Source organism: Sellimonas caecigallum (assembly GCF_019754295.1).
Taxonomy (GTDB): Bacteria; Bacillota; Clostridia; order Lachnospirales; family Lachnospiraceae; genus Sellimonas; species Sellimonas caecigallum.
Genome location: NZ_VIRV01000001.1, coordinates 473517 through 488573 on the forward strand (window position 1 = coordinate 473517; position 15057 = coordinate 488573).

General features: G+C 44.7%; 14 protein-coding genes. 3 read left to right on the forward strand and 11 right to left on the reverse strand.

Translation table 11 applies throughout. The features are described from left to right. Positions 1-32 precede the first annotated feature (32 nt). Positions 33-854, reverse strand: coding sequence for a MerR family transcriptional regulator (locus FLB61_RS02190; RefSeq protein ID WP_221919272.1), 822 nt, complete (start codon positions 852-854; stop codon positions 33-35). 98 nt (positions 855-952) lie between these two features. Here FLB61_RS02190 and FLB61_RS02195 point away from each other — a divergent pair, with 98 nt between their 5' ends. The 3 genes from FLB61_RS02195 (at position 953) to FLB61_RS13455 (ending at position 2593) form a co-directional block, all read left to right on the forward strand. Next, the gene (locus FLB61_RS02195) at positions 953-1528 is read left to right on the forward strand and encodes a GNAT family N-acetyltransferase (protein ID WP_221919273.1); all 576 of its coding nucleotides are present in this window, start codon (positions 953-955) and stop codon (positions 1526-1528) included. A gap of 90 nt (positions 1529-1618) precedes the next feature. Continuing rightward, the gene (locus FLB61_RS02200) at positions 1619-2029 is read left to right on the forward strand and encodes a hypothetical protein (RefSeq protein WP_221919274.1); all 411 of its coding nucleotides are present in this window, start codon (positions 1619-1621) and stop codon (positions 2027-2029) included. Positions 2030-2341: 312 nt separating this feature from the next. Then, on the forward strand, positions 2342-2593 hold the full coding sequence (locus FLB61_RS13455; protein WP_221919275.1) for a helix-turn-helix domain-containing protein: 252 nt from the start codon (positions 2342-2344) through the stop codon (positions 2591-2593). 62 nt (positions 2594-2655) lie between these two features. Here FLB61_RS13455 and FLB61_RS02210 read toward each other — a convergent pair whose 3' ends face one another. The 10 genes from FLB61_RS02210 to hemB form a co-directional block, all read right to left on the reverse strand. After that, a complete protein-coding gene (locus FLB61_RS02210; RefSeq protein WP_087201914.1) occupies positions 2656-3468 on the reverse strand; it encodes a carbohydrate ABC transporter permease in 813 nt (270 codons plus the stop codon). A gap of 12 nt (positions 3469-3480) precedes the next feature. Next, positions 3481-4371, reverse strand: coding sequence for a carbohydrate ABC transporter permease (locus tag FLB61_RS02215; RefSeq protein ID WP_246599060.1), 891 nt, complete (start codon positions 4369-4371; stop codon positions 3481-3483). Between the two features lie 12 nt (positions 4372-4383). Next, positions 4384-5682: an ABC transporter substrate-binding protein gene (locus FLB61_RS02220; protein WP_330625471.1), complete on the reverse strand. Its 1299-nt coding sequence runs from the start codon at positions 5680-5682 to the stop codon at positions 4384-4386. A 114-nt stretch (positions 5683-5796) separates the two neighbouring features. Beyond that, the gene (locus FLB61_RS02225) at positions 5797-6849 is read right to left on the reverse strand and encodes a uroporphyrinogen decarboxylase family protein (protein WP_087201920.1); all 1053 of its coding nucleotides are present in this window, start codon (positions 6847-6849) and stop codon (positions 5797-5799) included. Continuing rightward, positions 6846-8369 carry an ASKHA domain-containing protein gene (locus FLB61_RS02230; RefSeq protein ID WP_330625472.1) on the reverse strand — a complete coding sequence of 508 codons (1524 nt, stop codon included), beginning with the start codon at positions 8367-8369 and terminating at the stop codon, positions 6846-6848. Before FLB61_RS02230 ends, FLB61_RS02225 begins: the two co-directional genes overlap by 4 nt. Positions 8370-8447: 78 nt before the next feature. Then, positions 8448-9476, reverse strand: coding sequence for a methylcobamide:CoM methyltransferase MtbA (locus tag FLB61_RS02235; protein WP_087201924.1), 1029 nt, complete (start codon positions 9474-9476; stop codon positions 8448-8450). A gap of 27 nt (positions 9477-9503) precedes the next feature. Then, on the reverse strand, positions 9504-10157 hold the full coding sequence (locus FLB61_RS02240) for a corrinoid protein (protein WP_221919276.1): 654 nt from the start codon (positions 10155-10157) through the stop codon (positions 9504-9506). Positions 10158-10198: 41 nt separating this feature from the next. Further along, positions 10199-11014, reverse strand: coding sequence for a uroporphyrinogen decarboxylase family protein (locus tag FLB61_RS02245; protein ID WP_221919277.1), 816 nt, complete (start codon positions 11012-11014; stop codon positions 10199-10201). Between the two features lie 248 nt (positions 11015-11262). Then, positions 11263-13875 carry an ATP-dependent chaperone ClpB gene (gene clpB, locus FLB61_RS02250; RefSeq protein ID WP_087201929.1) on the reverse strand — a complete coding sequence of 871 codons (2613 nt, stop codon included), beginning with the start codon at positions 13873-13875 and terminating at the stop codon, positions 11263-11265. A 138-nt stretch (positions 13876-14013) separates the two neighbouring features. Next, complete coding sequence (hemB, locus tag FLB61_RS02255) at positions 14014-14997, reverse strand: porphobilinogen synthase (RefSeq protein ID WP_087211083.1); 984 nt, start codon at positions 14995-14997, stop codon at positions 14014-14016. Between the last annotated feature and the right edge of the window lie 60 nt (positions 14998-15057).

Genomic DNA, 15057 nt, shown 5'->3' on the forward strand with positions numbered 1-15057 from the left:
ACACACAAGAATTTGATAGACAGCAGCCTACATTATTCCAATTTGATTGGTATTTCAATTTGTGTGATATAGTCGTTGAAATTGTCAATAACTGTTTCGTTGATACCCGTTTCATAAGAATACCCCGTCAAAGAGAATCTTTGCTTATCGGCATAATCAAGGATTTCTTTGTATCTGCCCGGCAGCTTATCCCAACTGCCTTTGCAGAAAGCCCTCAGATATTTTCCGGCGGGTTTGGTATGCAATCCTCTTTTTGATATAGGGGTTGGAAGTTCAAAGTATAAAGCGGAATAGTTTTGAAAATCTCCCCGGTATAGACTTTCGACCGGAATCATGGAGCCGTATGCGGCATCATGCAGATGGTGTAACTGGTATTGTTTTGTTTTGTTAATCATGCTCTCAATTTCTGTTTCAGCACTTGCGTTTTCATTTGTCGGCACAGTAACTAAGTATGATTTTTTCTGCTCTATGATACAAATACTTGCTAAATCAATGTTCAGGATTGTTGACATATCTTGATGACGGCTTACCAAAGCTTGTCGAATACTTTTCAAATTAGAAATCGTGTGATTTAACTCGGTAATTTTTCCCCGCAATAGCTGCTCCATATTCTCCGCAGAACGGTTTGACAAAAAAGTCTGGATTTCTGGAATCGACACATTTAATTCTCGCAGCATTAAAATGGTTTCCAAGGTGGGGCTTTGAAAGTAAGTGTAATAGCGATACCCGTTTTCTCCAACGACAGCAGGTTTTAACAAACCGATTTCGTCATACCACATCAAGGTCTTTTTAGTTACTCCGTGTATGGCTGCAAATTGCCCGATTGTAAACAATTTGTTATGTTCTGAAAGCATTTCAAAATCCCCCTTGCCTATCCTGTTACAGTATAGTTTATTATACTTCATGTGGAAAGAAAGAACAAACAGTTTGCCGATAAAAAGGAGTATGGGTCATGGAGATAAAAAGGATTTGTCAGAACCAATGGAGTGATGTAAAAAACATCTATCTGGAAGCCTTTCCAAAAGCGGAAAGAAAGCCGTTTTTTCTCTTAAAACGTGCTGTCCGAAAAGAAAAATCGGAAATTTGGGTAGCGTCGGAAAACGGTGTTGTCGCCGGATTTATTGTGCTTATCCCTTATCACGATATGATTTTGGTTGAATATTTAGCTGTTTCAAATCAGATACGCAGTAAAGGAACCGGTAGCAAAATACTCGGTAAAATATGCAGACAGTATGAGAATCAGCGTATCTTGCTGCTGATTGAAGAAATAGACGAAACTGCTCATAACCTTGAACAGAGGATCGCCCGGAAACGGTTTTATTTGAAAAACGGCTTTGAATCTTCTGGCGTTTTTATACAGGGTGTCAGTGGAAATATGGAAATATTGTGTCATGGTGGGAGTATTTCAGGTAATGAATTTATCGCTGTTCAAACCCATGCACTCGGTAGGATATTGTTTGGATTGTCTAAGACAAAAGTTATAGCAGAAACAGGAAGTCACGAAGAGAACAGAACCAGAACAAAATGAGCGAATCCATTATCTTTCGGGAATTTGAGGAATCCGACCGTCCGGCATTGGAACAGGTAATCCGGGAAACGCAGAAAGGGGGAATTTACGATGTATTTATTACTTCTAATCGCAATCATAGGGTTAAAAACACTATTATGCAAAGGGTTAGCAATAGGCGTTTTTCTATTAGCATTTTGGATAAAGGGTAGGCAGCTTCGATTTAACTCTGATGAATGGGATAATTTTTTTCTATCTCTGCCAGAAGCAAAGGTACAACAATATGCCATAGGAATTTATCTTACAGCCGCAGTGGTTTCGTCCGTTATCAGTTACTTTATTCTTGAATCAGCCGGTTATAGACACAGTTTAGGAATAGCTGTATTGATTTTTATAGGCGGGCTGGCAATCACGGCCTATAAATGGCACACAAAAGGAAGAGATTATTTGCTAAAAAGGTATCAGGAGATACCTAAAACAATTTTAGAGAGAAAAGAAAAGGAACACCGTGAGAATGAGTGAACAGATTATTTTAAGAGCGTATCAGAAAACAGACCAGAAAGCACTGGAAAATGTGGTGCGGGAAGCATGAAAATATGACCGCTTCTGTTCCCATAAAACAGCAGCAAAAATGGCAAAAGTATATTTGAACAGTTGCCTTACCAATCAAACCTTTACAAGAGTTGCAGAGATAGACGGCGAACCGGTTGGCATTATCATTGGGAAAGATATTCAGAACCACAAATGCCCCTTTTCCCTGCGTATCAAGTGGATACAATCAATCGTTTCGCTTTATATATCCAGAGAGGGGCGGGAAATCTCTAAAATATTTGAGTGCGTGCAAGGTTAAGAAAAACAAAAGGAATATCACAAGAGGATCTTGCAGATAAAGTCGGTGTTTCAAGACAAGCTGTTTCTAAATGGGAAAGCAAGCAAAGTACACCAGATTTAGAAAATGAACGGCGCTTCGCGCCGTCGTTGACAGTCCCGCCCGACTTTGCTGGTAGGCAATCATGGGGCGACATCAAGGAGTGCTGTCGCCCCGCACTATTATCAGAGAGGGGAAATTTCCATGACCGAAGATGAAGCCTACAAAGTGCATATCCAGTACACATTTAATGCCTTTTGCAAGATTGTGGAGCATGTTCCTACCCTTTCATTCCGCTCATCGTAATCCCTTCCTGGAACTTGGACTGCAAGATCAGATAGAAAATAAACGGTGGAAGGAAGGTCACGGCAGCCCCTGCCATAACTAACCCCATATCCGTATCATACGCCGTTTTCATAGAGCTTACAGCAATCGGCAGCGTCCTCATCTCAGACTGTGTCGTCGATACGAGCGGCCATAAGAAGTTGTTCCACGCACCGACAAACGTAAAGATCGCAAGTGTCAGCATGGATGACTTGACAAGCGGAAGGATTACTTTCCACAGTATTTTCACATCCCCTGCTCCATCGATTTTTGCGGATTCGATCAGCTCTTTGGGCACGCCCAGTATCGCCTGTCTCATGATGAAAACGCCAAAAGCTGTCGGCAGCGGCAAAATCAGGGCTTTGAACGTGTTGATCCATCCGAATCCCCGAATGATCAGGTAAAGGGGTACAATGATCACTTCTGACGGAACAATCATTGTCATCATCAGAAAAAGAAAAATCTTATCGTTTCCTTTGAATTTAAGTTTCGCAAACGAATAACCGGCAAGGGAACTGCACAATAACGCCAATGCGACTCCTCCTAACGCCACGATGACACTGTTCATAAAATACCGGAAGAAATGGCCTGTGGTAAATATCTTTACATAGTGCTGAAATGTGACGTCGGAAAGGGAAAAGGAAAAATCATATGCGTTCAGCGTACTCTTCAAAGACATGAGGATCATGTATACAAAAGGGAGTACGCAGAACAGCGCTGTCACGAGCAGCAGTACATCGCAGATTACTTTTGGAATTCTTTTTTTCATGTTCTCATCCTCCTATATTTCCGAAGCTTCCCGCTTCATGAACCCTTTTTGCAGCATAAGAAGGGAAAGGACGATCAGAAACAGAAGATTGGATACTGCCATGGCATATCCCGCTTTCCCGTTCTGAAATGTCTGGTCATACGCGTACATGACCATCGTCAAAGTGGAGTTGGACGGACCTCCCCCTGTCATCGTATAGATCAGGTCAAAGCTCTGAAGCGACATGACAACGCTTAAAAAAACATCCATGATGATGGCTGGTTTCAGAAGAGGGAGCGTAATATGGATAAATCTTTGCATTACCCCTCCGCCGTCCACTTTTGCCGCCTCATAATAGCTGTCTGGGATCGCAGTAAGAGAAGCCAGGTTCAGTACCATATAGTATCCAAAATTTTTCCACACCATGATCATTGCCACTGTAATGATCGCTGTTGTACTGCTGCCAAGGAGCATGCCCGTGTCAATTCCGAACGCAGAGAAGAAACCCTGGATCACAGGGTTTCTTCCGTTTAACATTGTTTTCCACACTGTCCCTACAACTGCGCTCGATGAAATAACAGGGATAAAAATCGCCGCTTTTGCAATCTTTCCTGCCAGACTGTTCTTTCTTGCCGCGATCAGCGTGGCAAAAAGAACAGAAAGCACGACCTGAAGCGGAACCACCATGATCATGATCTTTAGTGTGTTTCCTAAAGCAAGGTGCATTTTCTCATCTGTCAGAAGTCTTTTATAATTTTCCAGTCCCAGAAATTCCGGCGGCAGCAGCAAGTTATATTTCATAAAACTGAAAATAACCGAAATCACAAGGGAGGCAACCACAAAAGTCAGAAGAATCAGGCTGATCGGCATCACATATCCGTATGGCGCTATACTTCTCCAGAATTTTCTCTGTTTTTTCATCATATCTCCTTTACACTACTCTTTATCTGCCCAGTATTCTTCCAGCGCCGCATCCCCATATTCTGCCGCATCATCCATGGCGGTCTTTGCGTCTTTCTTTCCTTCCATCATAGCCTGAAGCTCGGATGCAAGGTTTGTGAGGATATCGCTACCACAAGGTCCTACCTGAAGCGGGCGATATTTGTCGCGGTCTTCTGTAACGATCCGTTCCATCTTTTCATCTCCCTGATACGGCTCACTCTTTGTGAGAGGAGCGCCGGAAGCGATTTTGTGGTATTCTGTCATAAATTCAGAACCTGTGATATATTTGATCAGTTTCATGCAAAGTTCTGGATTTTCTGCCTGAGAAGACAGCGTCATACAGTCTGTCGCCCCGAATGTGCCATAATCTTTATTTTTCAATGACGTCACATAATTCCAGTTCAGATTCGGATATGATTCTTTAAACAATCCTTCCTGGATAGATGAGGAACGCGTCACTCCAAATGCCGCTTTTCCCTGCCCAAAAATGGTGGAAAATGCATCCTCCGCCGCAAGGGACATAAAGTTTTCCGGCATGTATGGTTTCAGGCTCAGGAAAAACTCCGCCGCCTCTACTCCCGCTTCGTCATTAAACTTCACACTCTTCAGATCGTCATTGTAGATATCTGTGCCTGACTGCCACAGAAGGCTGTAAAAGTAAGCGTTCAAAAGATACAGCATATTCATGCTTCCATTGTTGAATCCGACCGCATAGCCGTACTGATCGATCTTTCCGTCTCCGTCAGTATCTTTCGTCGCTTTTTCGCAGATCCGCTTGAAATCTTCCCATGTTTCCGGCGGCTGCTCTCCCAGCTCATTCAGGATATCTTCATTGTAGTACAAAACAAACGGAACCCCTGTCACAACCGGAAAACCATACTGCCCGTCCATCATGTATCCGTGATCCAGGTACAGGTATTCTTCTTTGTCTTCATCAGTAATATATTCACTCATGTCAGCTACCGCCCCTGAATCAATGTATGTTGGGAACATTTCCGCATACATGTATCCGATATCCGGCAAATCCTGGGAAGCGGCTCCTGTAGCCCATTTCTCTTCATAGTTTTCCCAAGGAAGCACTTCCATGTCAATCTCACAGTTATTTTCCTTTTCGAATTTCTCCAAAAGCGGTGTCCAGTTTTCTTCCACAGCGTCGTCAAGTGCAGGCACCCACATGGAGATTTTCTCTTTCCCATCTTTCCCCTTATCTTCTGATTTACCGCCGCATCCTGCCAAAAGACCGCTTACCATTGCAGCGCACAGAAGTACACTGATCATTTTCTTTTTCATCATTCTCCTCCTTTAATTCATCACGTTTTGCTTAGACACTATTATAGTTATTTCTTCCTCTTGTTAGCAAATCGTTATTTTTTATGATCTTATAGGTGTTTTCTATTATCATTATTATCATAATGTAAGCTTTCTTACTTCATCCATCCAGATATCTAATTTCTTCCAATCTGTCTGGTATGGAACATCACATCCACTGGCCATGATATAGCCTTTTTCACTGTCTTTTGCGATTCCGGCTTCTCGCCGGATCTCCTGCTGCAGCTCGCTTTTTGTCCCGTGCAGGATGATTCCTACCGGATCTATGTTTCCCATAAGAATCATCTGATGTCCCAGTTCTTCTTTGGCCTTCGCAAGATCCATGATATTGTCAAGGCTGATGGCACGTATCGGCATTTCCCGAAAATATCCCCATACTTTGTACGTATTTCCGCAGATATGCAAAGAGGGCCTTTGTCCGATTTTCTGAAACCCATACTCCATGAGTTCTTTCAGGTACGGGAACGCAAATTCCCGGAAATATTTCGGCGAGATCAGTGCCGGCGACGCCACCGGATCTGCCATTCGGAACCCATCTGCATACCCGGAAATCATATCAATGGCATTTTTCATGCTGTCTGTCACGATGCGCAAAAGCCGGTGTACCATCTCCGGCTCCTTTCTGCAGTCTCTCAGAAAATACTCACACCCTCGAAGATTAGCCGCGATCGTAAACGGGCCCCCGATACTTGGGCAGACGTCCACAATCCCATCTGCGGCATCCCGGATCTGTTCTCCTGCTTCCCTGAAGAACTTCATTCTTTCCGAGTCTGTCCGCAGCGGCTCCATTTGATCCAACATTTTGTAATCTGTCAGAAACCTGCCGGAAAAATAAGGCATTCCTTCTTTCGGATAACAGATTTCTGCTCCCAGTCCCTCCGAAATCCCGATCGTATTTGGCCCGCAGCTCAGTTCATCGTGACCTAGCCTGTTGAATGCCGCTATTTCCGACATTGCCATCTTCTTCGCATCGTGCCAGTATTCATCCGTTGTTGTACCTGTCAGTTTCCCTGTAATCTCTCCTATAAAGGGAATGACCGGAAGACGATCTATTGAGCTTTTTTCTTCCGTAGCCTGCTTTCGCTCCTTTGGAGTCATCTGATCCGCTGTATATTTTTCTGCTCTTATCATCTTTTCCACTTTTCCCGTCCTTTCCCCGGAAAGATCATACTCTCCGTAAATAATCTCTCATAATTTTCCGTCTCTGCCAGTTCCATATAGCTGATATCCTCTGCCAATATTTCTATTTCTCTTTTTGCCTTCGCTGACATCAGTGTCATGTACGCCCCGGTTTTGGAAGAATTTCCCACATAGATGATCTTGTCTTTGACAAATTCAGGCAAGATGCCTGTACCAACAAGAGATTCTGCAGGAAGATGTGCTCCGAATTGTCCGGCGATCAGAACCTTTGAGAGCTCTTCCATGGAAATCCCGGCCCGGTTTAGAAGTGCCAAAAATCCAGAAAGAATCGCTCCTTTGGCCAGCTGTATCTGGCGAATGTCACCTTGTGTGACAAAAATTTCCGGATCATGATTTATTATAAACTCCCTTTTTGTTCCGTTCAGACGTATAAGAGACGAGCGGAAATCCGAATCCGGAATCGCTTCTTTTTTTACAAACACACCCGTATTTTTTACAATCCCCGTACGAAGCAGCTCTTTCATGACAGACAGGATCCCGCTTCCGCAAAGACCTTCTGGAGATTCCCCGCCGATGACCTGTACCTTTACTCCTCCTTGCTTGATGTGAACCTCCTCTATCGCCCCGTCGGCAGCTCTCATTCCGCATGTAATATTCATTCCTTCCAGTGCTGGTCCAGCTGCACAGGAACAGGAGAGAAGTTTGCCGCCGGATGCCAACACGATTTCTCCGTTTGTGCCAATATCGATAAACAGGACATTTTCCTTCTCTTTTTGCAGTCCGCATACATAAGCTCCCGCGACGATATCCGCCCCGATATAGGACGATACTGACGGCAGACAGTAAAGGATGGTCTCCTTCCCTGCACGGATTCCGATTTTTTGTGCTTTTATCGTCTGTGCCTCTTTAAAAACCGGCTGGTACGGTGCATGACCGATTTGTCTCGCGTCAATTCCCAAAAGCATGTGCAGCATCGTACAATTTGCCGCCACGTCGATCTCCGCTATATTTTCCGGGAAAACGCCGGCCTTTGTACACATATTTTCAATCATATGATTCAGCGCATCCACGATCGCTTTCTGTAGTTTGCCCACGCCGTCGTCCGGATGATCATACTCATAGGTAATGCGTGTAAGCACATCAAGCCCGAACTGTTTTTGAGGGTTGATCATGGAATCTTGGGCCAGAATCATCCCATCTTTCATATTTACAAGTTCTGTTACCACTGTCGTTGTACCGATGTCCACAGCAATGCCAAAGCCCTGTCGGAATTCTTTCTGAAAATCCGGCATATATCCGGATGTCATCACTTTTCCTGCCTTTTCTTGTGTCAGGAGTTCGATCTCCATGTCGTCTGTCACATCTGTCAAGCAGGCAAGCCGTATTCCTTCCTTGATCTCCTCTTTTTTCAGAAATTTTTCCTCTGTCTCAGAAACCTTATTTTCCCATTCCCCAAGAAGACGCACTCTGCATTTTCCGCAGGTTCCTTTTCCGCTGCACGGATTTTCCACAAAATATGTTCTCTTAAAAGAACTGTAAGCAGGTTTTCCGCCTGCTCACAGTTCAGCCTTATATCTGTCCCTTTTATTTTAATGACTGGCATATTCTTCCTCCTTGGCTACCGCCTGCAAAATGGCTCGGATATTGGCAAGGGGCGACTTCATCCCAAGTCCGCATGCAGGTGAAATGATATCAGATCCATTTTTCACACAGTTTTCTGCCAGTGTCCTCACTTTATCCGGTTCAGCAAATTCCAGCGCGTAGGTGCTTACATTCCCCATCAGTACCCTTCCTTCCAATTTCGTCCGTGCCTCCTTCATCGGGACGACAGAATCGAAACTTAGGGCATCACTTCGGATTCCGTTTACCTCTTCATAGACCGGATTCATATTTCCGCAGATATGGACGATGGTCTGAGCCCCTTTTTCACGGAATATATCAATGAGCCTGTTTATATATTTTATCGTAAATTCCCGGAAAAATCCTGGGCCAAGAATTTCTCCTGTAGCGCTTGGATCTGAGATTGCGATGACGTCCGCTCCCGCCTCAATCTGAGCCGTCCCAAATTTGATCAGCTGATTGGTAATAAACTCCATGTAAGCGTGTGTTTCCTGATTTTTCTTTCTCATCTCTTTATAAAAAACGACTGGCTCCATGACAGAGCTTGCCGTACTGACTGGTCCGGTCAGATTTCCTACAACCGGCACATCTCCCTCTTCTTTGAGGATACGAATGGCATCCAGCACTACTTTTACCCGTCCTTTGGACAAGTCTATCTCCGGAAGTTTTCCATAATCACTGACAGTATCAATGACATATCCCGTGACGTGCGGTTCATAGATTCTGGATCCAAGATTCACTTTTGCACCCATCTCCTCTGCCTCTATTGTCATGCAAAACGGCACTCCATAATTTTCAAAACATCCTTGTTCGTAGACCGCTTTTGCAAGTCCTGCCATTTTCTGCGCATCTGTGTGCGCTTCCGGAAGGTAAATCCGTACTGTCTGCATCAGCTCCTCTGTAATCATATTCATCATTCCGCCTGGACAGATACACGGAGGCCTGTCCGCTTTGTTTCCTTCCAAAACAGTATGAAGTCTTTCCTTTGGTGTCAGCATTTCCTCTCCCCTTTCCCCTCCATTGTTCTACGATGCCGTCTGCAGAAGGTCTTTGGCAAGCCTCACTGCCTCCACAGCGTTTTGAGAATATCCATCCGCGCCGATCTTAGCTGCAAAACTTTGGGAAACCGGTCCTCCACCAACCATAACTTTTACCTGATCCCGTATCCCTGCGTCTTTCAGCAATTCGATTACCGTCTTCATGCCTCCCATCGTAGTCGTCATTAAAGTGGAAAGACATACAAGATCTGCCTGTTCTTCTTTTGCTGTATCTACAAATTTCTGTAAAGGCACATCTCTCCCAAGATCGATCATCTGAAATCCAGCTGTCTCCATCATAATTTTCACAAGATTTTTCCCAATATCGTGGGTATCGCCCTCCACGACGCCGATGACCGCCTTTTTCTTATTATCCCCGGACTCCTCCGGAAGATACGGTTTAAGGACATTGAGCCCTGCATACATGGCGTCAGAACAAAGAAGAACATCCGTCACAAAGTATTCCTCCTCCTCAAACAGGACACTGGTCCGGTTCATTCCATCGATCAATCCGTTCATGATCCCTTCAAATGCAGGGAAACCCGAGTCAATAAACTCCTGTGCTGCCTCCGCGACCTCGTCTTCTTCCATATCAACAACCCCGTCAGACATTCTCTTTAACAATTCTTCTTTTAAACTCATGCTAATCCTCCCATTGTACTTTAATACTGATATTAGTGTGATCATTTCAATGCAATTGTCTGTATCTTCCTGTCTTCCAAAATCTGGTTCTGGCGGTTGATACAAATCTGACCCACAAATTTTGCTCTCCCCGGCAAAAAAAGGCATGCATTTCCATAACTCATCGTCTCCGGGAGCGTGATTTCCTCGGTCTGCGCATATCCCATATCTTTAAGGGCATAGGCTGTCTGAGGACACAACATCATAATACCGTCCTTCCCTAAAAGCTCCTCCGATTTTTTCAGAAATCCATAGGTAAAATACTCTGTGGCCCACTCCATCATATGAGGTCCAAGTATTCTCATGCCACCGGCTGAATCCGCATAGCTGAAAAAACGCACTCCTGATCTGCGAACCGCACCGATCAGCCCCAAAAGCTCCGCCTCCATCCGGCCAAACAGCTTCTCCATCCTGTTTGGCTCCTTCCGGATACCCTTGAAAATAGATTTTATGTCAATCAGTGTATTCCATATAGTAAAAGGTCCCGAAATCTGAAAAAGCACCTCATATCCCGATTCCCGAAGAATCCTTCCTGCCTCCAACGTCTCTCTCATCCTGCCATTCTCAATGTCTATCCCTGGAAGCTTTTCCACCTCCTCAAGAGACTGACAGATATAATCACACGCCCTCGGGCCAGCTGTCCCATCGCCATATCTGACTCGCCCTCCCATCGCCTGCGCCTCCAAAGTATGGTCAAACGGCACAGTACAAAACGGCTTGCCACTTCTGTTCCTCTCCATCATGGCAAACCTCACAATCCATTCACACTCTGTATAAATGTCTGGAATCGGCAGCCGCTTCATACGGATCAGCTGCATTACCTCCTCCTCAGACCCTCCAGAAAAACATAAAAAATCACGAATCAGCACACACTCCACCCTTTGTCAAACAATTCTACTAATAACCTAACACAAATATCAAATTTACACTAATCGCTATTTCCTATAAACATCCATTGTTAAAAGGATTTTCTATAAATATTTAAACGGGGGACGTGTTCCTATAATTTGGAACACGTCCCCCTATAAAGCTTGATTTTGCGCGGTTTATTGAAATTGTCTGAATTTTACATCGTGTACCTTTGAGCCGGAACACGTCCCCCTGTCTTGGCCGTCAGTTCTCCGTTTTGTTCATCGATGATGATGGTTTCTCCGGTTCCTACATTGCCTTCCAGGATGAGTTTTGCAGCCAGTGTCTCTACGTATTTTTGCAGGTATCGTTTCATCGGCCTTGCACCGTACATTGGTTCGTAGCCGCCGTCTACGATATGTTGTTTTGCTGCTTTTGTCAGTTCGATTTTTAGTTCTCTGTCTGCCAGACGTTTATTGACATCTGTCAAAAGGAGATCGATGATCTGAGTTATATCTGCTTTTGTAAGTGGTTTAAACATAATGATTTCGTCGAGTCTGTTTAAGAATTCCGGGCGGAAGTGGGCTTTCAGGTCATTCATGACATATTGTTCATTTTCTGGTTTGATATTTCCTTCTTCATCGATTCCTTCCAGTAGATAGGCGGATCCGATATTTGATGTCATGATCAGAATCGTATTTTTGAAATCTACTGTGCGTCCCTGGGAATCTGTAATCCGTCCGTCATCAAGTACTTGCAGAAGTACATTGAACACATCCGGATGTGCTTTTTCCACTTCATCGAAGAGTACGACAGAATATGGTTTTCTTCTTACCGCCTCTGTCAGCTGTCCACCTTCATCGTATCCTACATATCCCGGAGGGGCTCCGATAAGTCTGGACACAGAATATTTTTCCATGTATTCGCTCATATCGATCCGTACCATGTTGCTTTCATCGTCAAACAGGCTTTCTGCAAGTGCCTTGGCCAATTCGGTTTTCCCTACTCCGGTTGGTCCGAGGAACAGGAAGGAGCCGATTGGTTTCGACGGATCTTTGATGCCTGCCTTTGACCGGATGATGGCTTCTGTTACTTTTGTTACACCTTCATCTTGCCCGATCACACGCTTGTGAAGCTGCTGATCCAGATGCAGTGTCTTGCTTCTTTCGCTTTCATTCAGTTTTGCAACCGGAATACCCGTCCACCGGGATACGATTTTGGCAATCTCTTCGTCAGTCACGCTTTCATGGACAAGGGAGAGATCTTCGTCTTTTACTTTATTTTCTTCTTCTTCCAGCTGTTTTTTCAGCTGCGGAAGACGTCCATATTGGAGTTCTGCTGCTTTTTCCAGATCATAGGAACTCTGAGCTTTTTGGATTTCCTGGTTGACATTTTCGATCTCTTCCCGCAGTCGGTGTACTCTCTCCAGGGAGTTTTTCTCGTTATCCCACTGTGCTTTCTTTTTGGCGAATTCTTCTCTGTTTTCCGCCAGTTCCTGCTGAAGTTTTTCCAGCCGTTCACGGCTTAATCGGTCATCTTCTTTTTTGAGGGCAGCCTCCTCAATCTCCAGCTGCATTGTCCTCCGTCTCAGTTCATCGAGTTCGGTCGGCATGGAATCCAATTCTGTCTTGATCAGTGCACATGCCTCGTCTACAAGGTCAATGGCTTTGTCCGGGAGGAATCTGTCTGATATATACCGATTGGACAAAGTTGCGGCAGCAACAAGCGCGCCGTCCGTAATCTTTACACCGTGAAATACTTCATACCGTTCTTTCAGCCCTCTCAAAATAGAGATGGCATCTTCCACACTCGGCTCGTCTACCATTACCGGCTGGAATCGTCTTTCCAAAGCGGCATCTTTCTCAATGTACTCCCTGTATTCATCCAGTGTAGTCGCACCGATACAATGAAGTTCTCCCCTTGCAAGCATTGGCTTTAACATATTTCCCGCGTCCATGGCCCCGTCTGTTTTCCCGGCACCTACGATCGTGTGAAGTTCATCAATGAAGAGGATAATCTGTCCCTCACTGTTTTTGACTTCTTCCAGAACTGCTTTGAGTCTCTCCTCGAATTCTCCTCTGTATTTCGCTCCTGCAACAAGGGCGCCCATATCCAAAGCAAAGAGCTGTTTATCTTTCAGACCTTCCGGCACATCTCCTCGAACAATTCTCTGTGCCAGCCCTTCGACAACTGCAGTCTTACCTACTCCAGGTTCTCCGATCAAAACCGGATTGTTTTTCGTTTTACGTGAAAGAATCCTTACCACATTTCGGATCTCGGCGTCTCTTCCGATGACAGGGTCCAATTTCTGCTCTTTTGCCCGTTCCACGAGATCATACCCGTACTTGTTCAACGTGTCGTATGTCGCTTCTGGATTGTCTGTCGTAACCCTCTGGTTTCCGCGGACTTCGGAAAGCACTTTTAAAAAGCCTTCTCTTGTAATGCCAAGTTCCCGGAAAATCTGTTTGATTTCTTTATTTGCATATTTGATAAGGGCGAGAAAAATATGTTCTACTGATACATATTCGTCTCCCATCTGTTTTGCCTCGTCTTCTGCGTGGATCAGTACCTTGTTCAGATACTGACCGATAAAGACCTGTCCGCCCTGGACTTTTGGCCGCTTCCTCAGTGATTCTTCCACGCGGTTTACGATCAGTTCTTTTGAAATACCCATTTTTTCCATCAGTTTTAAAATAAGGCTTTCATCCTGTGTCAATAAAGAATAAAGCAGGTGCTCCTGCTCGATCTCCTGGTGACCGTATTCGTCTGCGACTTTCTCGCAACCTTGTACCGCAAGCATAGAATTCTGTGTGAATTTATTGATATTCATACTGCACTCCTCCTTACGAATCTCTATCTTTTTTGAATTTTATTTGTTTTCTGTTCTACCAACAATATAACAATAACACTTATTGTTAGCACTGTCAAGTAGTGAGTGCTAATTTTGATAATCTTATTTCCCCCTATCTTATCCTATTTTCCCCTCTGTCATACATTTCGCCAACTCTTTTGCATAATAGCTAATATAAATCTGTGCCCCTGCACGGTATGCGGCTACTGCCATTTCACACATGATCTTCTCTTCATCTATCCAGTTATTTTTTGACGCCGCTTTTACCATGGCATATTCTCCGCTTACACTGTAGGCCGCTACCGGTACTTTGACTGCCTCACGGACTTTTGATACCATATCAAGATATGACATCGCTGGTTTTACCATGACGATGTCCGCTCCCTCTTCCACATCCAAAATAGCCTCTCTGATTCCTTCCCGGCTATTATGAAAATCCATCTGGTATGTCTGCCTGTCTCCAAAAGCAGGAGCTGATTCTGCGGCATCCCGGAACGGTCCGTAAAATCCGGACGCATATTTTACTGCATAAGACAAGATTGGGACATTCTCATACCCATTTTGGTCGAGTATTCCGCGGATGGCGCGTACCCGGCCGTCCATCATATCGGAAGGGGCCACCATATCAGCGCCCGCCTGCACATGGGAAAGCGCAATCTTCTGCAAATATTCCAAAGTCCGGTCATTTTCCACATCCTTTCTGCATAAGATGCCACAATGTCCATGGGATGTATATTCGCACATGCAGACATCGGTAATATACTGAAGATCCGGAAACTGTCTTTTTGCCTCCCTCAGTGCCCTCTGTACAATTCCATCTTCCGCGTATGCCTGGCTCCCAACCTCATCTTTTCTGTCTGGAATGCCAAACAACAGAATATGATTTACACCGGCTTTTGCTGCCCGCTCCAGTTCATACGGCATCTGATCGACACTGTATCGGAACTGGCCTTCCATGGAAGAGATTTCCTCCTTTTTCCTGCTGCCTTCTACAACAAACATCGGATAGATCAGAGACTCCTGACTCATCCGCGTCTCCCTTACCATCTTTCTCATCAATTCTGTGCCCCGCAGACGACGCGGTCTTTTTAATAATTCCATTCTGTCTGGTCCTTTCTGTTTCGTTTTATTTGCGGTCTGCCTCCGCTCATACTATAATTA

Excerpts from the sequence above, each read along its gene's own strand:
- FLB61_RS02190 (WP_221919272.1), bottom strand. The coding sequence starts at position 854 with ATGCTTTCAGAACATAACAAATTGTTTACAATCGGGCAATTTGCAGCC.
- FLB61_RS02195 (WP_221919273.1), top strand. The coding sequence starts at position 953 with ATGGAGATAAAAAGGATTTGTCAGAACCAATGGAGTGATGTAAAAAAC.
- FLB61_RS02200 (WP_221919274.1), top strand. The coding sequence starts at position 1,619 with ATGTATTTATTACTTCTAATCGCAATCATAGGGTTAAAAACACTATTA.
- FLB61_RS02210 (WP_087201914.1), bottom strand. The coding sequence starts at position 3,468 with ATGAAAAAAAGAATTCCAAAAGTAATCTGCGATGTACTGCTGCTCGTG.
- FLB61_RS02215 (WP_246599060.1), bottom strand. The coding sequence starts at position 4,371 with ATGATGAAAAAACAGAGAAAATTCTGGAGAAGTATAGCGCCATACGGA.
- FLB61_RS02220 (WP_330625471.1), bottom strand. The coding sequence starts at position 5,682 with ATGATGAAAAAGAAAATGATCAGTGTACTTCTGTGCGCTGCAATGGTA.
- FLB61_RS02225 (WP_087201920.1), bottom strand. The coding sequence starts at position 6,849 with ATGATAAGAGCAGAAAAATATACAGCGGATCAGATGACTCCAAAGGAG.
- FLB61_RS02235 (WP_087201924.1), bottom strand. The coding sequence starts at position 9,476 with ATGCTGACACCAAAGGAAAGACTTCATACTGTTTTGGAAGGAAACAAA.
- FLB61_RS02240 (WP_221919276.1), bottom strand. The coding sequence starts at position 10,157 with ATGAGTTTAAAAGAAGAATTGTTAAAGAGAATGTCTGACGGGGTTGTT.
- FLB61_RS02245 (WP_221919277.1), bottom strand. The coding sequence starts at position 11,014 with ATGCAGCTGATCCGTATGAAGCGGCTGCCGATTCCAGACATTTATACA.
- clpB (WP_087201929.1), bottom strand. The coding sequence starts at position 13,875 with ATGAATATCAATAAATTCACACAGAATTCTATGCTTGCGGTACAAGGT.
- hemB (WP_087211083.1), bottom strand. The coding sequence starts at position 14,997 with ATGGAATTATTAAAAAGACCGCGTCGTCTGCGGGGCACAGAATTGATG.